The sequence below is a fragment of the Leptotrichia trevisanii DSM 22070 genome (assembly GCF_000482505.1).
Taxonomy (GTDB): Bacteria; Fusobacteriota; Fusobacteriia; order Fusobacteriales; family Leptotrichiaceae; genus Leptotrichia; species Leptotrichia trevisanii.
On sequence record NZ_AXVL01000010.1, the window covers coordinates 57,571 to 81,400 of the forward strand.

Genomic DNA, 23,830 nt, shown 5'->3' on the forward strand with positions numbered 1-23,830 from the left:
TTATGAATAAGAAATATCAAAATATGATAGTTATAATAGCTTCAATATCGTCAGCCATAATTGGAGGTAGAATAATTGATGAATATGGATGGGTTATAGGTTTAATAACAGCTGCAATTACAGGTGCTGTTATTGGATTGCTTGGAAAAATTATATTAAAGTTTCTTAAAATTAATAGATAGATTAAATAAATACGTATTTATTATAAGATTATAGTCCTTAACCTAATCCTAATAAAACTTTTAGTTAAATAGAGAGTTTCTAGTCTTTAGAAACTCTTTATTTTTAAGAAAGAGAGGTGGAAAAAGATTTTTTCGATGTTTAAAAGATATTGCTGTGTTTTACAAAAGGATGAGAAGGATTGCGGACCTGCCTGTATACTAACAATAGCTAAGCAATATAATTCAAATTTTTCAATTGCCAAGTTACGCCAAATATCAGGAACAGATAGAAACGGAACTAATCTTGCGGGAATGATAAAAGGACTGGATTATTTAGGATTTGAATCAAAAGCTGTGAAAGTTGAGGATAAAAAAATTGATAACAGTGTATCTTTTCCAATAATAGCACATATTCAGTCTAAAAATAATTTTTTGCATTATGTAGTTGTTCATGACGTAAGCAATAAAAGAATTATTATTTCTGATCCTGAAAGTGGAATAAAAAAACTTTCTCACAAAGAGTTTTCTGAAATATGGACTGGAATCTTGCTTTTAATTGAGCCTAAAAAAGATTTTCAGAAGAGAAACGAAAAGGATAATTCTTTGACCAGGTTTTTTTATGTTTTAAAAAATCAAAAAAGTCTTTTGTTTAATATATTTCTAGCCTCAATACTTTATACTGTGCTTGGCATAGTAACTTCATTCAGTTCTAAATTTCTAATAGACTATATTTTAAAAGATAAGCTTATGACTACATTAACTGTAATGGTTGTGGGAATGGTAATACTTGAAATAATTCAAATGCTGCTTAGCATATTTAGGGGATATTTACTAATATTTTTAGGACAGAGAATAGATATAGCAATATTGCTAGGATATTATAATCATGTAATAAAATTGCCAATGAATTTTTTTTCAACAAGAAAAACAGGAGAAATAACATCGAGATTTTCTGATGCTGATAATATAAATGATGCGGTAGCTGAGACGGTACTAACATTAATGCTAGATGTTATAACAGCTGTTACAGGTGGAATAATTGTTTATATCCAAAATCAGTATTTATTTTTTGTTTCAATAGTTATATTACTGCTTTATATTGTGATTGTATTTTCATTTAAAGAAATTTTAAAAAAAATAAACAATGAAGTTTTGGAAAATAATTCTCAGCTAACTTCTTATATAATTCAAAGTATAAATGGTATAGAAACTATAAAAGCATATAATCTTGAAAAAAATATACAAGATGAAACAGAATTTAAATATTTAAAAGTTATAAAATCATCTTTTAAGAGAAGCAAAATTTATAATTTACTAACTTTTTTATCGGGTGTTGTAGAACTAATAGGGAATACTTTGATAATGTGGGTAGGTGCAATCCAAGTTATAAATGGAAAATTAACATTGGGAGAAATGATGGTATTTAATACTTTGCTGGGATATTTTACAAATCCAGTAAAAAATTTGATAAGTTTACAGCCAACTATTCAGACTGCAACAGTATCAGCAGATAGACTCGGAGAAATAATAGATTTAGATATAGAACAAAGTGATGAAAAAATGATTCCTCAAAATTTAAAAGGAGATATTGAGATAAAAGGCTTAAATTTTAGATATGGAACAAGAGAGTTAATTTTAAAAAATATTAATATGGAAATAAAGCAAGGCGAAAAAATAGCATTGGTAGGTGAATCGGGAAGCGGAAAAACAACTTTGGCTAAATTAATTCTTAAATTTTACGATTTTGAAAAAGGTGACATTAATATTAATGATTTTAATTTAAAAGATATAGACAATACTTTTTTAAGAAATAAAATATCTTATATTTCACAGGATATGTTTTTGTTCAACAAAACAATAAAAGAAAACCTTATGTTAAGTGATGAAATAGAAATTGATGATGTTATAGAATTATCTAAAAAAGTGAATGCCTATGAATTTATAAATGAATTGCCACAAAGATTTGACTATATGATAGAGGAAAATGGAACAAATTTATCGACAGGGCAAAAACAGAGGTTGTCTATTCTAAGAGCACTACTTAAAAAACCTGATATCTTAATAATGGATGAAGCTACAAGTAATCTTGATTCAATAACAGAGAGTGCTATTCAAAAAACACTAAACAATCCTGAATTTAATATGACTACAATAATAATTGCCCATCGTTTAAGTACTATTCGATTATGTGACAGAATTTATGTTCTTGATAAAGGAGAAATAATAGAAACAGGTACTCATGAGGAGTTGATAGAATTAAAGAATAAGTATTATGCACTATGGAAAGAGCAGGAAAATATTCATGAAAATTAAAGTTTACAAGTATGATGAAATAGAAACGGTCAAAGAATTATCAAATAAAAAAATCAATTCATTTTACGTGATATTAGTATATTTTATATTAACTATTATCATTTCATTCTTAATTTGGAGTTATTTTGGAAAAATAGATTTAAAGATAAAAGGGACAGGAACATTAGAAACAAAGCTAGATAGCAGTGTTGTAGTTAATGTTATGACTGGAAAAGTTAAAAATAATAATATAAGCCAAGGGAAAAAAGTAAATAAAGGGGACTTGTTGTATGAAATAGAAAATAATTCTCTTTCCATTGAAAAGAATTATTTAGAAAAAAGCCTAGCAGAAAAGAAAAATCTTTATAACGCAATTTCAAGTGGAAAATACAATAAAGATGTGTCTGTTTCAAATTATCTTTCGAAAAGACAAGCGCACCAATCAGAATTAGATTCATTAAATATTGAAATAGGAGAGCAGGAAAGAGTAGTGTATACTAATTCAGAATTATATAAAGTAGGTGGACTTTCAAGATTTGATTATGAAAAAAGCCAAAATCAATTGTCAATTCTAAAAGAGAGAAAGAAAAAATTAGAAATAGAATATCAGATATCAAAAAATAGTGAAAAAATAACGCTTAATAATGAGATAAAAGAATTAGAAATGAAAATAAAATCAATGAATGACAGTATTAAAGGGACAAAAGTTGTTGCTTCTATTTCAGGATATTTGGAGGTTATGACACCGATTAATAACGGAGATACTGTGGCTTCTGATATAAATGTAGCCAAAATTATTCCTTCTGAAAACGATTATAAAATTAATATTTATGTTGAAGAAAAGGATATAACAAAAATAAAAAAAGGAAATAATATAAATTATCATCTTAATTTTCCTGATGAAAAGAAAAACATATCTTTAAAAGGGAAAATTGAGTTAATTTCAAGAGATAGTATTACGAGAGAGGATGGTAATAAATATTATCTAGTAGTCGGAAATATAGATGCTAAAAATGTAAATACCTTAAATTTAAAAAAAGGGATGACACTGGAAAGCAATATAATTTATACGAAAAAGCGTATAATAGATTATATACTTGAAATTTTAAGTTTTAAAGTAAAAACATTAGAGTAAAAAAGAAAATGTTTTTTCAAATTTATATATAAATGTAAATAATAAAAAAAGACAACCTTTAGGTCGTCTTTAAATAATAATACTTTATGATTTTTTAAATATTCTCTTTTTTCAAAGTTTTAGCAAACAATTTTCCATTTTTTACATAATGGTCAGCATTTTTTTGAATATGTTCTATTTCTTCATTAGTCAATTTTCTCACTATTTTAGCAGGACTTCCTAAAATGAGAACACCTTTCTCATAAGGAATTTTATGAGTAACTAAAGAACCTGCACCTATAAGACAGTTAGGAGCGATTTTTGTCCCGTTTAAAACTGTGCTGCCCATTCCTACTATCACATTATCTCCTATTTCACAGCTATGAAGTATCACATTATGACCTACAGTAACATTTTCTCCCACGATACAGGGAAGTCCAAAATCAGTATGTAATGTCGAATTATCCTGAACATTGCTATTTTTCCCTATAATTATTTTCTCCACATCTCCTCTTAGTACCGCACCGAACCATATATTTACCCCGTCATTCAGTTCTACATTTCCCATAACATCAGCACTTTCAGCAATAAATACCTCTCCCGATATTTTAGGTTTTATCCCGTCCAATTCATAAATCATCCTGAATACACTCTCCTAACTACTTGTCTTTCTTTTTCAAGTATTTCTTATAAACCTTCTTAAATTCCAAATCTTCATCAATATTTTCTAACTTTTTTTTAAACAAATCCATTCTATTCTTCATAGTTTTCTCAATTGAGTGAAACTGCCTATATTCATCAATTTTAGCGTGATTTCCACTTCGCAGGACTTCTGGAACGGTGTAACCGTCAATCTCTACGGGCCTTGTGTATTGTGGAAAGCCTAAGAGTCCGTTGTAAAATGAGTCGGTTTCAAAGGATTCTTTCTTAATTACGCCTTCTTTTATCCGAATTACAGAATCCATAATTACAAGGGAAGGCAAGTCGCCACTGCTTAGGACATAATCTCCAATGGAAATTTCTTCATCCACAAATTTATCAATTACCCTTTGATCTAGCCCTTCGTAACGTCCTGAAATAAGTACGATTTCATCTTTTTCTGAAAGTTCTGTAACTTTGTTGTGGGTTAGCTGTTTTCCTTGTGGGGATAAAAAAATTACGTAAGGTTTTTTTGAATTTTCGTTATTGTAAAATTCGTAGTTTTCGTAAAAGAAGTTCCAGTAGGCTTCTGGTTTTAAAACCATTCCGGCACCGCCACCAAAAGGGATGTCGTCCATCTGGCTGTGTTTATTTCTGGCGTAATCCCTTATGTTTACGATGTTAAAATCGATAATATCCTTGTCGCTTGCTCTTTTTAGGATTGTTTGTGATAAATATTGCTCAAATAATTCTGGAAATAGTGTGAGTACATTAAATTTCATTGATTTTACCTCTTGTATTTATTTTCAAATTCTATTTATCTATTCTCGCATTCCGTCGATTAGGCTTACTTCAATTCTGTTGTTTGGGAAGTCGATCTTTGTTACAAATTCGTCAATTAATGGAACCATTATCTCTTTTTCTGTTTCAATATCTTCAATAATTAAGATATTGTGGGCAGCAGTTTCCATTACATCAATAATTTCGCCAATTTTTTCATTTTCAGAAAACACTTCTATTCCAAACAAATCTTTTACGTAAAATTCATCTTCGTTTCTTTCAGGCAGTAAATCACGTCGAATTTTGATTTTATAGCCATTCAGCTCTTTTGCAGCATCAATATTGTCAATTCCTTCAAAGTCTAAAATTGCTTTTTTGTCATTTAGCCTTTTTACATTTTTTACGACAAGCAATTTCTTTTTGTCATTTTTTTCAAGAAGAACACGCTCATTTTCGATAAGTTCAATATTTTCAAAAATTGAGGTAATTTTAACGCTGCCACGTAAATGATGTGTTCCAACGATTGTTCCTATATTTACTAAGTTTTCCATTATTTATTATTATTTCTCTCTTTCTTAAATCTTTTTCTAAATATCTTTTTTTAATTTTGTGAATTTTCTGCTATCTTCAGCGATCATTTTCAATTCATCCAAATCAATCCCGTCAAAGTTGGCTGCAACTGCCGAAATTATTCCTTCCACCAATGGGGCATCTGCAATTTTTGCCTTAACTTGGCCTTCCAGCTCCTTTATTGCCTTAGCTGCATTAAATACAGAACTTCCCATATCTACAAAAACAAGCACTCCAGCACCGTTATCTGCACGAACGATTGCTTCCTTCACATTCTCAACATTCGTTCCGTAAACTTCTCTTTTTACATTTCCCCCATTTTCCAATGCAAATTCTTCTTGCTTAAATACCTTCACAAAGTTAATGATCTCCTGTGCAAGTGTGTTACTGTGGCTAACTACCACGATTCCTACTAATTTATGATTATTTTCCTTCATTTTTTTATTTTTGTCCTTTCATATTATGTTTGTGTTTTTATTTTTTGTTATTTTGATTTTTAATTTTCTCCCAATAATCTGTCTAAAATTATTGAAACGGCACTTCTGACACATAAATGATTGTATCTAGTCTTTCCTCTAATTGGCTCCAAAATTTTATAGGATAAATCCATAATTTCATTTGTAAGCCCCCAGCCTGTTCCAAACAAGATTAGATATGGTGAATCATCTTCAACCATTTCCTTGCCTAAATCAGCATATCCAACAGTATTTGGGAAAATTTTTGCCGAAGTTGTAATAATCTTTGGTTTTTTTCCTTCAATTTTTTCAATTGTTTCTATTGCACTTTGTACAGAGTCTTCAAGTTCTGTATTTTCAAAGGCTTCATTTCTATTTTTGTTAAATTCTATTCCATTTCCTTCAGTCCAGTAGCCAATAATTCTTCCTGTCAACTCTTTCTGGGCATCAACTGGAGTTATGATGAAATATTTTTTTATATCATAAGTCCTGCAAGTTCTGGAAATATCGTGTATATCAAAGTTTGTGACAGAAGTTGCCACAACTACATTATTTCTGTTGTATACAGGATAGTGGACAAGTCCCACATATATGTTATCTCTCATTTTTTGTATTCCTCTCAGATTTTTTATTTATTTCGTTTCTGCCTGTAGCCACGTATCTGCTCATTTTGTTCTTTATAGGCTAGAGCCATAATAAACAGTATTACAGTTTGTACCCAGAAAATTGCAAAATCGGTAAAGTTATGTACCACAATTCCAGCAATCAGAGCAATTTTTAACACATTATTTCTGTCATTTCTCAAAATATCGTATAAATAACGTAAAAATACGGCAAGTAAAGCTATTGTTCCAATTAGTCCGTAACTTAAAAGCAGTTCTACAAGTGCATTATGCGAATGCGGATACACGTAATTTGTAAATTTGTAGTAAAAAAAGTTTCCATGTCCGTATAGAATATTTGTTTTCTTAAAAATTCTGAATGCCATATCAATAATTTCAATTCTTAGCCAAAAATATTCTATAAGTGTGCTTTCCCGCAAAAATGGGAAGATTCCTGAAATTACTCCTAGAATATATGACAAAAGCATTAAAATACATCCCACAAAATATCTTCTTCGTAAAAAGTAGAAAAATAATACAAATATCCCAAGAACTACGGCGATTAGTGAAGATCTTGAGCCAGTTAGCAGGATTGTTAAAATATTCATGAAAAATATTGCAAAATTGATTTTTGATTTTTTTTCAAAAACAAAATATAAATTTATAATTGCTGACATCATCATAATGCTTCCCAAATAATTTGGATTAAGATATCCAAAATAGCCAATTCTATTATGTGTGAATAAAAATTCTCCAATTCCGACAAAAAGTGATATTCCAGAAAATTTTGCCATCCACTCCAAATTATATTTTTTAAATTCCACATCTACAATCAGTGTATAATAACGCCCAACTACAATACACAAAAATATCGGAATTGCGATTAATCCTAAAATATTTTTATAAAAGGCGGAAGTTATAAGTGAAAATCCTAAAACAATTCCCACCGTAATTAGCGACTTGTCCTTAAATATTTTTTTATATTCTCCAGTTGTAAAAATATTTACCAATATTAAAATGCTAAATAAAATAACTAAAACATAATGTATAAAAATTGATGCACCCAAAAGTAAATACAATTTTTCCAAATATTTCTGATTTTTTGTTTCCAAGTTTCCTCCTTATAGTTATAATAAGATAGTAAAACATCTTTAAAATTATAGCCAATCCATTTAAAAATTGGAGTAAAAATATGTAAAAAGCAATGGACATAGATACAGCCAACTTTCTGCTCTCGTTTTAAACTAGACTATATATTCAAAATTTTTTATAAAACTCCCTGCTCAAAGGCATAAGGAGTGTATTTTCCACTTTTTGTATCAATACTTTTAATAATCTGTTTCACTTCATCTGCCTTTTCAAACGTAAAGTCCAGCCTTAATTCATCCAAATTCAGCTCATAAATATCATCCAACCTTGGTATCAGATTCATCGGCTTATCCAAATAAAGTTCAATATTATCAAGTTCATTTCTTACAATCTTGTACTTATCATAAAATTCTCCTTCCAGCTCCTTGTATTCCTTATCAAAAATTTTATGCTCGATGTACATTCCTTTTAGATGGCCATAAATTACAAGCCCTTTTTTCAACTTGTCAGATTTTATGTTTTTTAGTTGCCGATAACTTAATTCTGGCGATAAAAATACAGTTTCAAGATTTTTAAAGCTGGAAAACATCTCAATTGCATGATTGTTGAAAACATTTAAGTTCCAGTCCAGCGTTTGCCCTTTTACTCCAGTTTTTTCTCCCATAATTGCCTGATAAAGATTGGAGGCTAAATTTGTACCTATTTTTATTTTATTTGTTTTAGACAAATTCTTTTCCTTTGCAACGTCAAACTGTTTTCTGTAAACTTTTGTTATCCCCATTTCACGACAGACATTTTCCTGTTCGTCATTTGTAACAAGTGCAGAAACGATAGGCTTTTTGCTATTTTTATCTTTCCCACTTTCCATATTTTCAGAATTTTTATTTGTTTCAAAATCGTATTTTTTTCGCTCAATAGCCGTTCTTTTGTAAGATTCAAGCAATTTTTCCAAAAGTTCCGAAACACATTCCCTTTTCAGAGTTTTCAGCTCACTAAATGGAATAAATGAAGTCCCATCATAATCAATCTGAATTTTCCCAAGCTCAAATGTCGTATCTCCAAGTTCCCCAATTTTTTCAGCAATTTGCTCTTTTGTAATCAATTTTTTTGCATCTTGCTCAATAATATTTCCTTTTTTTGTAACAGAAATTATTTCATTTTTCAAATTTTCAATTTCCAGCGTAAGCTCGATTTTATGCCCTTTTTTTGCAAGTAATGTCGCATTAACAGCGGCATACCTTTTGGAAATTTTTATATTATGAATAATTCTGTCATTAATTTCTTTGGAATAATTTTTGTAAATATATCTTGTCCCTTTTGGTAATTTTCCAATGGAAATAATATCGAATCTGTCAGCTTTTGAGATTTTTTCTATATTCTCGCTTTTTCCATTCTGTTTTTTATTTTTCTTTTCAGAATTTCCATTTTTTCCAGTTTCAATAATCCGAATTTTATTTACATATTCTCCGCCAATCTGCTCAAAATTTTCATCCACAAATTGAACTCCATCTCCTAAAATAAGTTCATCATCAATTTTAAAATTATTCGATTCACCAATTCTCGCTCCAAGAAAATATCCAAAATTTGAGGAATATTTAAAGTTCATAAGCTTGTTATCCAAATAAAAATATCCTTTTGAATAACCACGGTTAAACAATTTGTAACTTTCTGTCGGACGTGGAGTGCCTTTTAGAATATTGTCATAATAGCTTACAGTTTCATAAACATACTCGCTCGATTTTTTTCGTCCCTCAACCTTTATCGCATCAATCCCAATATCCTTTAACATATTTATTTCCTTTTCCTGCAATAACTGATCGTTTGGGCTTAAAAAATAAGCATTTTCTCCATTTTCATCTGTAAACTTCTTACGGCAGGAATATGCACAAAGTCCACGGTTTCCGCTTCGCCCTCCGATAAAGCTGCTTATATAGCAGTTTCCAGAATAGGAAATGCAAAGTGAGCCTGAAACAAATATTTCCAGTTCAATGTCAGTTTTTTCACGAATGCTTTTTATTTCTTCAAAAGAAAGTTCTCTTGCAAGGCAGACACGGGTAAGTCCTAATTCCTTTAGTTTATTGGCTTCCACGTGATTTGCCACAGTCATCTGGGTACTTCCATGAATCTTTAAATCTGGAAAATTCTCCTTCAAAAACTTCACAAATCCCAAGTCCTGCACAATAACAGCATCAATCCCGTGTTCATAAACTCTTTTGACATTGTTATACATGCTGTTAATCTCGCTGTCCTTCAAAATCGTATTCAAAGTCATAAGCGTCTTTACCCCACGTGAATGAGCGTAGTCAATCCCATCAAACACTTCCTGCATAGCCAGATTTTCATTATTCCTTCTCGCTCCAAACCCTTTCAGCCCGAAAAATACCTCATTAGCCCCAGCTTTCACAGCTGCAACCAGCTTTTCATAATTACCGGCCGGTGCCAAAATATTCATTTTTCTTTTTTTATCAAAATCTATTGCTTCTTCCAATTTAAATTTCTCTCCATTTTATCCAAATTTTTCATCTTTGTATATTATATCAAATTTGTTATTTTTTTCCAATTTATTTTTTAAAATAAAATCTCAATCCTATAAGTATTCAAATTAATGATTTTTATTTAAAGTTGTTAATAAAAATAACCTATAATACTAAACTTCTATTTAAAAAATAGAAATAAAATTCTATAACAATTAATTTGATAACCTTATAAAAAAAATCAAATCTAATTTTTAAGTATCCATCTTAAGGACTTTTATAATTTTATTTAATAAGTTATGATTAATAATAGTTTTTTTATATGTTTATTCATTTTTTTAACGTAAGGGCATCAGACGCCATGCCTTTTTTCACAATAACAGTTATTTTAACCTGTATAACTGACTACTGCTTAGAGATAATGTCGAAACGTTCTACGAACTACCCCGCTTTACGCAAAACTTTCTTATTTAATATTTTCCAAATTTAAGAATTTAAATATAATAATCTTTATAATTTAATAAAGAATGTAGTGATTTTTTTGGAATGAAAACGACTAAACACATTTATGTGCTTCTTTCGCCAGAACCTTTATAACAAATATGTTTTATAGAGTTTTTCTAATCTTTAATTTGCGAAAGTGAGTGTTAGCGAGTTTCGTTTTCGTAGTAATTCAGGTTTATCCAAATAATAAATGTTTTGACTACTTTCCCAAATAAAATTTGGGAATATTTCAAAAAATGCTTAGACGAGCCAGGGATAGTGCGTAGCACTTTCACTATTCTCTTTAGTATGACATTATTTAAATATACTAAAATAACTATTATTGCGAAATAAAGGGAAATGGCGACTGATTTCCCTTGCTTGTATAAAAAGAAAAAACATAGAATATATGAAAAACATTTATTAATAATAAGCAGTTTTTCAAATTCTGAATAAGAATCCCTTATATGGATACTTAATGATTAAATTTAATTAAAGTATATTTAGAAATTTAAATTATTTTCTTATAAAAACCTTTATTTTATGAGAAAAAGATGATATTATTATGATAAATAAATTATGGAGAAAGGAGAGAATGTTAAAAATATGGAATTTTATAATTTTACTTATTTAGAGAATAAAAGACTTGTAACTGATAAATTTTTTCTTGTTATGATTATTTTTGTAATTGCATTTGTATTATTTGCGTTTTGGAAATGGTTTAAAGGAAGTATTTCTTTAAGAGATAAGCAGCTTAGTTTGCTTGGATTGATGTTTATTTTTTTATTTAGCTTGTATCATTTTGAAAATTATAGAGCTAAAAATAATCAGGAAAAAGTTTATAAAAATTCGGCAAGCGTTATTAAAAAATTGGCTGAAAAATTTAAAGTTGGAGAAAATGAAATTTTTATAAATACTCCTGAAATAACAGAACATACAGTTTATAAAATAAGAGATAAGTTTTATCAGATTCATTGGGTAGACAATAATATTCTGGTTGAACAGATGACAGTACCTTATGTGGATGAAATTAAGACATTTAAGGAATAGTGGCATTTTTTATTTTTAAAGCAAAAAATAGTAAAGAAAGTGAGATGATGTAATTTGGATTTTATAATTCCTGTGGCGATAAAACTTACAATTGGATTTATTGCCTTGGTAGTATTTATGAATTTGAATGGACGAAGCCAGCTGGCACCAACTTCAACAGAAGATCAGATAGGTAACTATGTTCTTGGGGGAATCATCGGTGGTGTAATTTACAATCCAAGCATAACAATAGTCCAGTTCCTAATAGTCCTTTTAATATGGGGAGTGTTAATGACAACGATAGATTTTCTAAAGAATTCAAACAAGAATGTAAAAAAAATGATAGACGGACAAATTGTATACTTAATAAAAGGTGGAAAAATGTTAACAGAAAATTTTGCTCAGGCAACTCTTTCTATCCCTGATTTCTACACAAAATTACGGACAAAAGGCATTTTCAAAATATCAGACATTGAAGATGCATTTATGGAATCAAACGGACAACTAATTGTCATACAAAAGAATGATGAAAATTATTCAAACTTATTAATTTCAGAAGGAAAAATCTTGGAAGAAAACTTGGAGCATATTGGAAAAGATGACAAGTGGCTGCAGGAAGAACTAGAAAAATACAATATTTCTGATATTAATGACATTTTTCTGGTTGAATACAGTAACGATGATAAACTTTTTATTGTGAAGAAGTAAAAAAAGTTTAATTAAGAAAAAATACTCGAATAGTAGTGTAAATTATTGTTTGGGTATTTTTTATTACAAATATGTGATTTTTTGTGTTTGAAAAAAATTAATGAAATTTACTAATGAATATGCTATAATTAAGACAATTATTGAGTATATTCTTAATTTTAAACTATTGAAATTATTGGTATATGGTATATTAAGTAAATTTTAATCGTAATCTTTAAATATTATTGAATTTTTGCCTCAATAAAGTTTAGAAAATATTTGAACTGCTGAGAAAGGATGAAAAATTATGGAAAAAGAGGAGATGGAAGAAAAAGGGAAAGTTAATTTTGAAGTTAAGGGTAATAATGATAAAATTGATGAAATATTAGAAAATATTGGAAGTATTAATGATAAATTGAATGGAATGAATGAATTGTTTCTGAAAAAGATTCAGAGTACGAGTTTTGAAAAGGAAATTGCAGATAAACTTCACGAGGAGATTCAGGAATATAGGAATGATTTACATTTTCAGCTTGTAAAACCGCTTATATTGGATTTTATAAATATGAGAGAAAGTATGAAAAAAGGTGTGGGGAATTTTCGTAAAAAGACAGATGAGGAAAAGTTGAAATTACTTCAAAGTTATATTGAGGAAATTGAGATTATTCTTGAAAATAATGATATAGAAATTTATGAAACAGAGAATGGGAAAAATATAGAATTTGATGCAAAAAGGCAGAAAATAATGAAAAAAATTAAAACTTCGGATGAAGAGCTGCATGGGAAAATTTATACTATTTCAAGCAGTGGGTATATGCACAAAGGAAAAGTGATTTTGCCTGAAAAAGTGGAAGTTTATATCCATAAAAAAGATGAAGAAAAGGATGAAGTGAAGGGAGAATAAAAAATGTCAAAATATGTTTTTGGAATTGATTTGGGAACAACGTATTCATGTATAGCACGTGTAGATGATACGGCAAGAGCTGAAGTAATAAAAAATAATGATGGGGACAATATAACTCCATCTGTAGTTGCATTTGAAGGGGATAATGTTATTGTCGGGGCTGATGCAAAGGCTGAAGCAGTGTTAAATCCTGAAACAACAGTTATGCTTGTGAAAACATTGATGGGGAAAACGGATTTTGCGATTAATTATAATGGGGAAGACAAGACTCCCGAGGAAATATCAGCATTTATCTTGAGAAAATTGACTCAGGACGCTTCTGAGCAGCTTGGAGTGGAAGTCAAGGATGTTGTGATAACTTGTCCAGCCTATTTTGGCACAGCAGAACGTACAGCCACAAAAAATGCAGGTAAAATAGCGGGACTGAATGTGCTGGAAATTATAAGCGAACCAACAGCGGCGGCACTGTATTATGGATGTGCAAAGGAACAGGATGAGAAAACTATTTTGATTTATGATCTTGGTGGTGGAACATTCGATGTGACGATTATGCGGATAAGTGCTGATAAAATTGAGGTTATCTGTTCGGATGGAGATCATGATTTAGGTGGAAAAAACTGGGATGAGGTACTTATAGGGTATCTGGCTAACCAGTTTGTTGAAAAAATAGGCTATGATATTGAATTTGACGAATATGCAAAACAGGATCTGCGGTTGAAGGCGGAAAAGATAAAAAAACAATTAACTTCGAGAAGTCAGGCTGGAGATATGCTAGAAGTTATGGGAAACAGGGAAAAAGTGACTGTAACTAGAGATGAATTTGATGAAATAACATCCACTTTGTTAAATGAAACTTTGAAAAAGACAAAGGAAGCCATTGAAGTTGCGAAAAATAAAGGTTATGATGTAATTGATGAAATTCTTTTAGTTGGTGGTTCTACAAGAATGCCTCAAGTTAGGAAGGCACTTGCCAAAAATTTTGGACAAATTGAAATCAAGATTCTTGAACCAGATGAAGCTGTGGCAAAAGGGGCGGCAATTCATGCCGTGAATGTCTATGTGAATAATCAGAAAAGCCTTACAGCAAAGGATTTTGAGTCAAATGGGGAAGTAAAAGTTACAGTCAATGGGAACGAGAAGGAACTGAAGGCACAGGATTACAAGGAAGAATTAACGTTTTCGCCTGAAATGATGAGCATTGGTGGAAATACGAGAGAGATTGTGATAGCGACTACAAAAAGTTTTGCGGTAAAAGTGGAAAATAAGGAAGGAATCAAAAGCTGCTTTAATATGATTATAAAAAACGAGGCAATGCCTAGTGGATTTTTGGAAGTATCGGGGAATTTCAGCACGCTCTATGATAATCAGGCGACAGTTGATATTGAAATATATGAAAATGATTATATGGATAAATATTTTGAAGTTGACGAGGACTTAAAAATAGGAGATGCAGTGTTGGAATTGCCAAAAAATACACCTGTCGGCTCACCAGTTGAAATTACACTTAAATTAAACAAGGAAGGAATTTTGGAAGTTAAGGGGCTGGATAAAACTGGAAGTAAGCAAGTTAATGTGAAATTTGAAACAAAAGGTGTAATGACAAAGGAAGAATTGGAAAGATTGACGCAAAAATCACAGGGGATAGCCGTATTGTAATAAAATTCACATAAAAAATACTTAAATTCCCTCAAAAATTAAATAAGCAAAAAATTAAATAAGTTTAGAATTTTGGTAACATAATTATAATTTAGATTTTAAAATTTTTACTATGAAAGGAGGTAGAATCTAAAAAAATGGCAGAAGAGAGCAAAGAATTGGCAAAAATACAAAATAACTGGTATGAAATACTTGAATTGGAATATTATCCAGTTCCCGAAGAAAATGAAAAAAGGATAGAAGCCAGAATTGAAGAAAAAAAGCGGCATTGGCTGGCAAAAGAGAGCGATCCTTTTGATGGGGAAAAATATAAAAAATATAATAATTTGGTAAAAAGTGGGATTATACGGGAAGAAATGCTAAATGAATCCAGAAGGAAAGAGCTTATAAAGGATGCTCAGCAAAGATTGTTTAAACCGATAGATGATTTTTTGAAATATCTTGACGAAGTTACAATTACTGAGGAAATAGTGAAAGAAATTGCACAAAAGACTCGACGGAAAGAAAATCTTGTACGGGAACGGATAGAAAAAAGTGGGCGAAAAATAGAGCCAAAAGAATATGATGAAAAAATATACGAAAAATTTTTGAAATATGTTCATATGAAAATTGATGAGTTTTACGAGTTTTCAGTGTTTGAAAAATATCTGGAAGTATTGAGTAAGGATAATTTATATGATTTTTTGATTTCTGAAGGGCTGGACATAAAAACTTTGACACAAAAAGAAATAGATGATAATAGGAAAAAATTGATTAAATTTGATAATGAAACTTCTGCCAGAAAGAAGCTGTACAGCGCTTGTGAACTGATATTAAATCATAAAGATAAAATAAAAAAATATGATGATTATTTAAAACATTTGAAATATTTGAAAGTACATAAGGAATTAGAAAAAATAGAGCAGGTTTATAATCTGACAAAAAATAAAGTTCCTGCTGATAAATTTACCAGAGAAATTGAAAAAATACTGAAAAGCAGAAATGAGGCACAAAGTATTGTAATTGAATTTTGCAAGGAAAAAAAAATACCGTATATGGCAGGAAATAATTCTGTCACATTAGATGAAAAGGCTGATTCTGAGAAAATAACAAGACGGAGCAGGTATGCTGAAAAATCGGAGGACTTGTGTATTGAGGCATTGAGGGCTATAAAAAAATCAAAATTTGCAGAAGCACAGAAATATCTGAATGATGCGAGATTATACTGGGCTGAAAATTCTTCAATTACTGTATTACAGGAAAAATTGGATGAAGTCAGGCGGGAAAGGCGACAGGAGAACAAAAATAATAATACGGCAAGACAGGCAAAGAAAAATACAAGGACTGTCAAAAGCAATGAGATAAGTACATATACACGAAATAATAATAAAAATGGTATAAATGTTATTTTTTTAATAATTTTAGGAATATTATTTTGTATTGTAATTTATTTGGCAATAAAAGCGTTATCTTCCTCTGATACTCAGCAAAGTCAGGGAAATACAGTATCAAATAACGAAAATGTAGTTTCGACTGAGGGAAAAGATAAAAAAATATCTTTAAAACCATCCGCTAATTTTTCTGTCACAACAAACAATCTCTATTACAGCGGAAAGACAGACACATATTTAGAACAGACAGTAGTAACAGGAAATAGCAGCATAGGGAATTATACTTCATTAGTTATAGAAAAATTCCCTAGGGAAAGATACAATGTGCTACTGGAAAATGGAGTAAAGGACAGAGTTTTTAAATTTAAATGTGGAGTTAAGTTAAAAGCCAGGGGCACAACATTATTTGTTCAGAATGCTGAAGATGTTGTAAGTTTTAAAAATGAAAAGAGTGCGGATGAAGATATACATATTAGGGAAAATAAAGGATGTTTTACTGATTTTGCAAAAATTAATGAAAATAAATAAAACGAAAAATTATTTAAATTTATATATGAATAAAAAAGAATTATCTTATAGTATTCCATATTTTTTTATGGTATAATACTTACAGAAGTAGCATAGTAATGCCATTTTAAAACTGAACGTAAAAGTAATAGCTATCTTACTGGAATCCCAAGTTCAATTAATTTTAGCAGTTTGATTTTGAAAGGGTTTGAGTATGATTAGAAAAAGGAAGTGAAAAAATGAAATTAGGGGATAATGTAGATATAATAGCACCGTTAAACGTAAAAACAGCAGATTCAAAAACTGGTTATCTTTTACTAAATCCAACACTTGTAAATAATGGAAAGATAGAAAGTTTTGAAAATGCGGAAGTTCCAGAAAGATATAAAAATGGAAAAAATAAAATAAATGAAAAATATTTTGTAAGAAAGAATGATGTATTATTTCAGGCAAAGGGAAGTAAAATAGAAGTCATATATGTTGACAAAGATTATGAAAATGTCCTGCCAGCCACGCTTTACTTTATTTTAAGAGCAAATGAAAAGGTAAATCCAAAATATTTGCAATGGCTTTTAAAGACAGAATTGCTGTTGCTTTACTTTGAGAAAAAATATAAGACAATGAGTGCTGTAAGGGCAGTTAATAAGACGGATATAGTGGAACTTGATATAGATTTGCCTGAAAGAGAAGTACAGGATAGAATGGTGGAAATAATAAATAATTTTGAAACGGAAGAAGAAAGTACACTGGAATATTTACAGCTTAAAAAGAAATATATTGAGGAAAAGATTCTGTCAGAAAATAAGGTGATAATAAATGAAGAATAAATTTTTTGAACTTGTAATAGAGGAGTTGGAAAATAATAAAAATCATCAAAAATTAGAAATTCTTAAAATGTCGCTTCTTTTGTACATTATTTCTGTAAGTAAAGTTGTGAGTGAAGAATTGGAAGATTTACGTGATGATAACTATTTATTTTTGGAATATTTAAATGATCTGGGATTTGAATACGATGCAAAAAGCACATATTTGGAAAATATAGAAAAATTATTGGTTAAAATAGATATGTTTGCTGGAATACATGGTTTTAGAGTTAATTTTCCCAATTTGGAAGAATTTATTGAAACTTTGAAACAGTCGGAAATGGACTTAAAACTAAATATTTTAAGGGGAAGATATGTAAAGATAGTCAAAAATTATACAGACGGTGTAATTAATATGTCTATTATGCACGATGAAAGTATTAACCAGTTATCTGTAGAGTTTTTAAATATTCAGAAAAATGAAATTTTATATAACAATGATTTTTTTGAAAATAATAACTTTTATGGTGAAAAGATAAGTAAAAATGAAAAAAATACAATTATCGAAATTCTAAATGCGATGGCAAATTTGGAAAATTCAAAAAACACAGTAAAAATTCTGACAAACGAAGAAAATTCAGAAAAATCAGTATATGAATTTTTAATAAATAATAAAAAAGGAATGGTTGAAAAAGATGCCTTTTATCTAATGAAACCTGAAAAAATAGAAGAAATTATAAAAATGGATAAAATAAAGTGCGTTGTTTCTATGCCTTTTAACAATATATTAAAAAATCAGGTAATAATTTTTAACGATGATAAGACAAATAGAAATAACATATTATTTATACAGGCACAAAATTTCTTTGAAAAGGGAAGTGAGAAAATAAAACCTGAAAATTATAAGCAATTAGTGGAAATTTTTAGAAATAAACAGGAAATAAATGGTATTTCAAGATTAATCTCAAATGAAACTGTATTAAAAAAAGGTTGTAATTTGGATATATTAGGTTATGTTTTTAAGACAAAGGAATATGTTGACTTGGAAGAATTAAAAAGCGAAAAGGACAAAATTTATAACTTGATGACTGAAAATAGAAAAAAATGCGATAATTTTATAGAAAAATATTTAGAACAAAAATAAAATTTATAAATTTAAAATATATTAAGGAGTACAATTATGAAATTACTAACAATTAATGTCCATGCGTGGCTGGAAGAAAATCAAATGGAAAAAATTGATATTTTGGCAAGAGATATTGCTGAAAAGCAGTATGATGTGATAGCAATGCAGGAAGTGAATCAGCTTATGAATAATCCTGTAATCTTTGATGACATAAGACAGGAAAATTATGGATGGGTACTTCTGGAAAAATTACAGGAGTATACAGATACGGACTATTATTATCACTGGAGTAACTCACACATTGGATTTGGAAAATATAATGAAGGTGTGGCAATAATAACAAGACATAAAATTAGTGCTGAAGATGAATTTTACTGTACTTTTGCACAATCAGTAAGAACAATATCGGCAAGAAGGATTGTAAGCATTACAATTGATTATAAGGGACAGGATATTGAATTTTACAGCTGCCATATGAATTTGCCAACTTGTGAAACAGAAGATATGGGAGAAAATTTACAAAGCATTCTAAAAAGATCTAAAACTGATAATTTAAAAATATTAATGGGAGATTTTAATACGGATGCCAATGGAAATCCAAAAGACTATCAAAATATTGTAAATCAAGGTTTATATGATACATATACCATGGCTGAGAAAAAAGATAGCGGGATAACTGTTGATAAAGGGATTCACGGATGGGATCAAGATAAATCTAAAAAGAGAATAGATTATATATTTAGTAATAAACAAATAAAAGTAAAAGAAAGCAAAGTTATCTTTGATGGTAAAAATAAAGGTGTAGTATCGGATCATTTCGGAATAGAAGTAGAAATAGAAATTTAATTTTTGATTAAAAAATAATAATTTTAAAATGAAATCATAATTTTTAAATAATCAAAAAACCAGTAATAATCACTGTTTTTTAATATGGTGATTATTTTTTTGAAAAAAAAATTGAAAAAAGATATACGTAAATGTATTGACAATTTAAAAAAGTGTGGTATATTTAAAATAAGGAAAAAATAAATCAAATATATAAAATTTTTAGGAGGTATTCAACTATGATGAAAAAAATTCAACGATTTGGTGGAGCAATGATGGCACCAGTTCTATTATTCGCATTCACAGGGATAGTCGTAGGATTAGCTTCTGTATTTACTAATACACAAGTTGTAGGAAAAATTGCTGAAGAAGGTACACTATGGTACAATTTCTGGTATGTGGTATCAGAAGGTGGTTGGACAGTATTTAGACAAATGCCAATATTATTTGCGATAGGGTTACCAATCAGTTTGGCAACAAAAACAAATGCGAGAGCATGTATGGAAACATTTGCGTTATACACTACATTTAATTATTTTGTAGCAGCAATATTAAAAGTATTCTATGGAATAGATGCAGCGGAACAAATAGCTAACAAAGTAACAGGGTATGCTGCAATAGGTGGAGTTCCAACATTAGATACAAATTTATTTGGTGGTATCTTAATAGCAGCATTAGTAGTATATCTACATAATAAATACTTTGACAAAAAGTTACCTGATTTCTTAGGAGTATTCCAAGGTTCAGTATTTGTATATATAGTAGGGTTTGTAGTTATGATTCCTTGTGCATTCCTAACAGTATTAATTTGGCCTAAAATTCAAATGGGAATTAGTGCAATGCAAGGATTTATGAAAGTTTCAGGAGTATTTGGAGTATGGATTTACACATTCTTGGAAAGAATATTAATCCCAACAGGATTACATCACTTTGTTTATACACCGTTTGTATTCGGGCCAGCAGCAGTTCCTAACGGAATTCAAGTTTACTGGGTTGAACATATAAAAGAATTTGCTCAAAGCACACAAGCGTTAAAAACTTTATTCCCACAAGGTGGATTTGCATTACACGGAAATTCAAAAATATTTGGTGCAACAGGAATAGCACTTGCTATGTACGCTACTGCAAAACCTGAGAAAAAGAAAACTGTTGCAGCATTATTGATACCAATAGTATTTACAGCCGTAGTTTCAGGTATAACAGAACCATTAGAATTTACATTCTTATTTATAGCTCCTGTATTGTTTGCAGTTCATGCTTTCTTGGCAGCAACAATGGCAGCAACAATGTATGCTTTCGGAGTAGTTGGAAATATGGGTGGAGGATTACTTGATTTCCTATTCTTAAACTGGATACCAATGTTTAAAAATCACTCTGGAACAGTAATTACTCAGATAGTGATAGGGTTAATATTTACAGCAATATATTTCTTTGTATTTAGATTCTTAATTCAAAAAATGGATTTAAAGACTCCAGGTAGAGAAGATGAAGATGAAGAAATGAAACTTTACACTAAAGCTGATTATAAAGCTAAACATGGTGAAGGTGGAGCAGCTTCTGGTTCTTCAGATGATCAATATATGGATCAGGCAATAATAATTCTTGAAGCATTAGGTGGAAAAGAAAACATTGAAGAATTAAATAATTGTGCAACTAGACTTAGAGTAAGTGTAAAAGATGAAGCAAAATTAGCAAAAGATGCAGCATTTAAAGCTGGTGGAGCTCATGGTGTAGTTAGAAAAGGTAAAGCAATTCAAGTAATCATAGGTTTAACAGTACCTCAAGTAAGAGAAAGAATTGAAAACTTAATCAAATAAACATAAAAATAAGAAAGAATTTTCAAAAGTCACCAATTAAAGGTAATAGGGCTTACGAAAGTTCTTTCTTTTTATATAAATTATCTTTTAGCGATAGCTGTGAAAGTAAATTTTTCAGGATGATGAATAATGGTTTCATATTGAAAAAGGGTGCCATTAGATAGATAAGCATGAGTTTCAATAACGACAACCATATTTATATCCTTTAATTTAAGATACTTTTGTTCTTCAGGAGTAATTTTTCTAAAGTTAATATCTCTACGTGAATAGGCTATTTTTAACTTTAGTTCGTTTTCTAGATATTCGTATATTGATTTTTTAGCTATTTTTTCATTTAGAAAAGGTACTATCCTTCTATCAAAATAGCTAGTAGAATAATCTAAAACCTCTCCATCTAAAGAAGTCGTACGTACAACTTTATAAAAGTCAGCATTTTCAGAAACTTGAAATTCTTCCATTAACTTTTTCACTCCTTGAACAATATACAAACTGATTAAATCAGTTTTAAGATTAATATTTTGGATTTTATTAATTTCTTGGACAGTTTGAATGGAAGTCAGAGAAATATTTTCCAGATCTTTTTTTTCTAGTACAACTGATCTTTTTCCTTTTACTTTTTGAATATAGCCTTCTGCTTCCAGCATAGAAAGAGCCTTTCTTACAGTAAGTTTAGAAAAATTATAATCCATTGCCAAATCATCTTCTTTTTTTAGAAAATCTCCTGGTTTCAGAGTTCCATTTTTTATTTGTTCTTTTATATCGTGATATACTTTTTCATATTTATTCATTTGTTTATATAAACCTTTCGTATAATTTTTAAGTTTGATTTTAAATGTTATTACTAAGATTATACAATAAATAAGGATAAATAGCAATAAAAAAAGGTTTATATAACTCTTTAAAAAAATTCAAAAAGATTTATATAAAAGTGTTGACTTTTTTAAAAAATGTGATATAATAAATAATGTAAATAGGAAATAAAAATTAATAAAATATAGAAATGGAGATGATCATTTATGAAAAAATTTTCAATTGTAGTAGCTGGTGGAGGTAGTACATTCACTCCAGGAATTGTGTTGATGTTACTTGAAAATTTAGATAAATTTCCGATTAGACAAATAAAATTTTATGATAACGATGCAGAAAGACAAGAAGTTATAGCAAAGGCTTGTGATATTATTATAAAGGAAAAAGCACCTGATATTAACTTTGTTTACACAACAGACCCTGAAACAGCATTTACAGATGTTGACTTTGTTATGGCACATATAAGAGTTGGAAAATATGCAATGCGTGAAAAAGATGAAAAAATACCTTTAAGACATGGAGTATTAGGACAAGAAACTTGTGGGCCTGGAGGAATTTCTTATGGAATGCGTTCAATCGGTGGAGTTATCGAATTAGTTGATTATATGGAAAAATATTCACCAAATGCGTGGATGTTAAACTATTCAAATCCTGCGGCAATCGTGGCAGAAGCAACTAGAAGATTACGTCCAAACTCTAAGATATTAAATATTTGCGATATGCCAATTGGAATTGAAATAAGAATGGCTGAAATGCTTGGACTTGAATCAAGAAAAGATATGGTAATCAGATACTTTGGATTAAATCACTTTGGATGGTGGACAGATATTAGAGATAAAAAGGGAAATGACTTGATGCCTGCATTGAGAGAAAAAGTTGCAAAAGTTGGATATAATGTGGAAATTGAAGGAGAAAATACAGAAGCAAGCTGGAGTGACACATTTACAAAAGCAAGAGATGTATTTGCAATTGATCCAACAACAATGCCAAATACTTATCTGAAATATTACTTCTTCCCTGATTATGTAGTAGAACACTCAAATCCTAACCATACAAGAGCAAATGAAGTAATGGAAGGAAGAGAAAAATTTGTATTCGGAGAATGTAGAGCAATCGCTGAAAAAGGAACAGCAAAAGATAGCAAACTTCATGTGGATGATCACGCTTCATATATAGTTGACTTGGCAAGAGCAATCGCTTATGATACAAAGGAAAGAATGTTATTAATTGTAGAAAATGACGGTGCAATCTCAAACTTTGATCCAACTGCAATGGTTGAAGTACCTTGTATAGTAGGTTCAAATGGGCCTGAAAAAATCGTTCAAGGTAAAATTCCTCAATTCCAGAAAGGATTAATGGAACAACAAGTATCAGTTGAAAAATTGACAGTAGAAGCATGGATAGAAGGTTCATACCAAAAACTTTGGCAAGCAATCACATTGTCAAGAACAGTACCAAGTGCCTCTGTTGCAAAAGCAATATTAGATGATTTAATTGAAGCAAATAAAGACTTCTGGCCAGTATTGAAATAGATTACATCTGAATAATTTTAAAATGAAAATAAATTTTTAGTGCTTGAAATGTTAATTAGTTTATGATATAATTATTCAAAGAAAAAAAAACCAATTGTTTCGTTTGGA

21 protein-coding genes are annotated in these 23,830 nt (G+C 29.6%); 13 read left to right on the top strand and 8 right to left on the bottom strand.

What is annotated here, in order from left to right; all coding sequences use genetic code 11:
* Positions 1–2 precede the first annotated feature (2 nt).
* The 3 genes from K324_RS0103255 to K324_RS0103265 all read left to right on the top strand — a co-directional run bounded on the left by K324_RS0103255 (position 3) and on the right by K324_RS0103265 (position 3,588).
* Positions 3–182, top strand: a complete 180-nt coding sequence (locus K324_RS0103255; protein ID WP_026747893.1) for a hypothetical protein — start codon at positions 3–5, stop codon at positions 180–182.
* Between the two features lie 135 nt (positions 183–317).
* The gene (locus tag K324_RS0103260) at positions 318–2,474 is read left to right on the top strand and encodes a peptidase domain-containing ABC transporter (RefSeq protein ID WP_173020664.1); all 2,157 of its coding nucleotides are present in this window, start codon (positions 318–320) and stop codon (positions 2,472–2,474) included.
* Positions 2,464–3,588, top strand: a complete 1,125-nt coding sequence (locus K324_RS0103265) for an HlyD family secretion protein (protein ID WP_026747895.1) — start codon at positions 2,464–2,466, stop codon at positions 3,586–3,588. The genes K324_RS0103260 and K324_RS0103265 overlap by 11 nt, the downstream gene beginning before the upstream one ends.
* 94 nt (positions 3,589–3,682) lie before the next feature.
* On the opposite strand, the gene K324_RS0103270 is transcribed toward K324_RS0103265, so the two are convergent.
* The 7 genes from K324_RS0103270 to K324_RS0103300 all read right to left on the bottom strand — a co-directional run bounded on the left by K324_RS0103270 (position 3,683) and on the right by K324_RS0103300 (position 10,190).
* Positions 3,683–4,207 carry a gamma carbonic anhydrase family protein gene (locus K324_RS0103270; protein WP_026747896.1) on the bottom strand — a complete coding sequence of 175 codons (525 nt, stop codon included), beginning with the start codon at positions 4,205–4,207 and terminating at the stop codon, positions 3,683–3,685.
* Positions 4,208–4,226: 19 nt separating this feature from the next.
* Positions 4,227–4,988, bottom strand: coding sequence for a tRNA (guanosine(37)-N1)-methyltransferase TrmD (gene trmD, locus K324_RS0103275; protein WP_026747897.1), 762 nt, complete (start codon positions 4,986–4,988; stop codon positions 4,227–4,229).
* Between the two features lie 39 nt (positions 4,989–5,027).
* The gene (gene rimM, locus K324_RS0103280) at positions 5,028–5,537 is read right to left on the bottom strand and encodes a ribosome maturation factor RimM (protein ID WP_026747898.1); all 510 of its coding nucleotides are present in this window, start codon (positions 5,535–5,537) and stop codon (positions 5,028–5,030) included.
* A gap of 36 nt (positions 5,538–5,573) precedes the next feature.
* Entirely contained in the window at positions 5,574–5,993 is a 420-nt protein-coding gene (locus K324_RS0103285) for a PTS-dependent dihydroxyacetone kinase phosphotransferase subunit DhaM (RefSeq protein ID WP_026747899.1), read from the bottom strand.
* A gap of 59 nt (positions 5,994–6,052) precedes the next feature.
* Positions 6,053–6,616 (bottom strand): RNA methyltransferase, encoded by a 564-nt coding sequence (locus K324_RS0103290; protein ID WP_026747900.1) that lies wholly within the window; start codon positions 6,614–6,616, stop codon positions 6,053–6,055.
* 23 nt (positions 6,617–6,639) lie between these two features.
* Entirely contained in the window at positions 6,640–7,725 is a 1,086-nt protein-coding gene (locus tag K324_RS0103295; protein ID WP_026747901.1) for an O-antigen ligase family protein, read from the bottom strand.
* Between the two features lie 155 nt (positions 7,726–7,880).
* The gene (locus K324_RS0103300; protein ID WP_084533540.1) at positions 7,881–10,190 is read right to left on the bottom strand and encodes a peptidase U32 family protein; all 2,310 of its coding nucleotides are present in this window, start codon (positions 10,188–10,190) and stop codon (positions 7,881–7,883) included.
* Between the two features lie 1,075 nt (positions 10,191–11,265).
* Between K324_RS0103300 and K324_RS0103305 the strand changes: the two genes are divergently transcribed.
* From K324_RS0103305 to K324_RS0103345, 9 genes are all read left to right on the top strand, one after another.
* Complete coding sequence (locus K324_RS0103305; protein WP_026747903.1) at positions 11,266–11,709, top strand: DUF3290 family protein; 444 nt, start codon at positions 11,266–11,268, stop codon at positions 11,707–11,709.
* Between the two features lie 54 nt (positions 11,710–11,763).
* On the top strand, positions 11,764–12,396 hold the full coding sequence (locus K324_RS0103310; RefSeq protein ID WP_026747904.1) for a DUF421 domain-containing protein: 633 nt from the start codon (positions 11,764–11,766) through the stop codon (positions 12,394–12,396).
* 286 nt (positions 12,397–12,682) lie between these two features.
* Positions 12,683–13,279 carry a nucleotide exchange factor GrpE gene (gene grpE / locus K324_RS0103315; protein WP_026747905.1) on the top strand — a complete coding sequence of 199 codons (597 nt, stop codon included), beginning with the start codon at positions 12,683–12,685 and terminating at the stop codon, positions 13,277–13,279.
* Between the two features lie 3 nt (positions 13,280–13,282).
* Positions 13,283–14,935: an Hsp70 family protein gene (locus tag K324_RS0103320; protein WP_026747906.1), complete on the top strand. Its 1,653-nt coding sequence runs from the start codon at positions 13,283–13,285 to the stop codon at positions 14,933–14,935.
* Positions 14,936–15,072: 137 nt separating this feature from the next.
* Complete coding sequence (locus K324_RS0103325; protein WP_026747907.1) at positions 15,073–16,833, top strand: hypothetical protein; 1,761 nt, start codon at positions 15,073–15,075, stop codon at positions 16,831–16,833.
* A gap of 218 nt (positions 16,834–17,051) precedes the next feature.
* Positions 17,052–17,639, top strand: coding sequence for a restriction endonuclease subunit S (locus K324_RS0103330; RefSeq protein WP_026747908.1), 588 nt, complete (start codon positions 17,052–17,054; stop codon positions 17,637–17,639).
* Complete coding sequence (locus tag K324_RS0103335; protein WP_026747909.1) at positions 17,629–18,759, top strand: N-6 DNA methylase family protein; 1,131 nt, start codon at positions 17,629–17,631, stop codon at positions 18,757–18,759. The genes K324_RS0103330 and K324_RS0103335 overlap by 11 nt, the downstream gene beginning before the upstream one ends.
* A gap of 36 nt (positions 18,760–18,795) precedes the next feature.
* The gene (locus tag K324_RS0103340; RefSeq protein ID WP_026747910.1) at positions 18,796–19,587 is read left to right on the top strand and encodes an endonuclease/exonuclease/phosphatase family protein; all 792 of its coding nucleotides are present in this window, start codon (positions 18,796–18,798) and stop codon (positions 19,585–19,587) included.
* A gap of 218 nt (positions 19,588–19,805) precedes the next feature.
* Positions 19,806–21,383, top strand: a complete 1,578-nt coding sequence (locus K324_RS0103345; protein WP_026747911.1) for an alpha-glucoside-specific PTS transporter subunit IIBC — start codon at positions 19,806–19,808, stop codon at positions 21,381–21,383.
* A gap of 80 nt (positions 21,384–21,463) precedes the next feature.
* Here the strand turns inward: K324_RS0103345 and K324_RS0103350 are convergent, their stop codons facing one another.
* Complete coding sequence (locus tag K324_RS0103350; protein ID WP_026747912.1) at positions 21,464–22,171, bottom strand: GntR family transcriptional regulator; 708 nt, start codon at positions 22,169–22,171, stop codon at positions 21,464–21,466.
* Between the two features lie 228 nt (positions 22,172–22,399).
* Between K324_RS0103350 and pagL the strand changes: the two genes are divergently transcribed.
* Complete coding sequence (pagL, locus tag K324_RS0103355) at positions 22,400–23,722, top strand: 6-phospho-alpha-glucosidase PagL (protein WP_026747913.1); 1,323 nt, start codon at positions 22,400–22,402, stop codon at positions 23,720–23,722.
* The last annotated feature ends 108 nt before the right edge of the window (positions 23,723–23,830 follow it).

Coding starts and splice junctions, on each gene's coding strand:
- K324_RS0103325 (WP_026747907.1), top strand. CDS start 15,073: ATGGCAGAAGAGAGCAAAGAATTGGCAAAAATACAAAATAACTGGTAT.
- K324_RS0103350 (WP_026747912.1), bottom strand. CDS start 22,171: ATGAATAAATATGAAAAAGTATATCACGATATAAAAGAACAAATAAAA.
- grpE (WP_026747905.1), top strand. CDS start 12,683: ATGGAAAAAGAGGAGATGGAAGAAAAAGGGAAAGTTAATTTTGAAGTT.
- K324_RS0103255 (WP_026747893.1), top strand. CDS start 3: ATGAATAAGAAATATCAAAATATGATAGTTATAATAGCTTCAATATCG.
- K324_RS0103340 (WP_026747910.1), top strand. CDS start 18,796: ATGAAATTACTAACAATTAATGTCCATGCGTGGCTGGAAGAAAATCAA.
- rimM (WP_026747898.1), bottom strand. CDS start 5,537: ATGGAAAACTTAGTAAATATAGGAACAATCGTTGGAACACATCATTTA.
- K324_RS0103290 (WP_026747900.1), bottom strand. CDS start 6,616: ATGAGAGATAACATATATGTGGGACTTGTCCACTATCCTGTATACAAC.
- pagL (WP_026747913.1), top strand. CDS start 22,400: ATGAAAAAATTTTCAATTGTAGTAGCTGGTGGAGGTAGTACATTCACT.
- K324_RS0103345 (WP_026747911.1), top strand. CDS start 19,806: ATGATGAAAAAAATTCAACGATTTGGTGGAGCAATGATGGCACCAGTT.
- K324_RS0103335 (WP_026747909.1), top strand. CDS start 17,629: ATGAAGAATAAATTTTTTGAACTTGTAATAGAGGAGTTGGAAAATAAT.
- trmD (WP_026747897.1), bottom strand. CDS start 4,988: ATGAAATTTAATGTACTCACACTATTTCCAGAATTATTTGAGCAATAT.
- K324_RS0103265 (WP_026747895.1), top strand. CDS start 2,464: ATGAAAATTAAAGTTTACAAGTATGATGAAATAGAAACGGTCAAAGAA.
- K324_RS0103305 (WP_026747903.1), top strand. CDS start 11,266: ATGGAATTTTATAATTTTACTTATTTAGAGAATAAAAGACTTGTAACT.
- K324_RS0103320 (WP_026747906.1), top strand. CDS start 13,283: ATGTCAAAATATGTTTTTGGAATTGATTTGGGAACAACGTATTCATGT.
- K324_RS0103270 (WP_026747896.1), bottom strand. CDS start 4,207: ATGATTTATGAATTGGACGGGATAAAACCTAAAATATCGGGAGAGGTA.
- K324_RS0103260 (WP_173020664.1), top strand. CDS start 318: ATGTTTAAAAGATATTGCTGTGTTTTACAAAAGGATGAGAAGGATTGC.
- K324_RS0103330 (WP_026747908.1), top strand. CDS start 17,052: ATGAAATTAGGGGATAATGTAGATATAATAGCACCGTTAAACGTAAAA.
- K324_RS0103285 (WP_026747899.1), bottom strand. CDS start 5,993: ATGAAGGAAAATAATCATAAATTAGTAGGAATCGTGGTAGTTAGCCAC.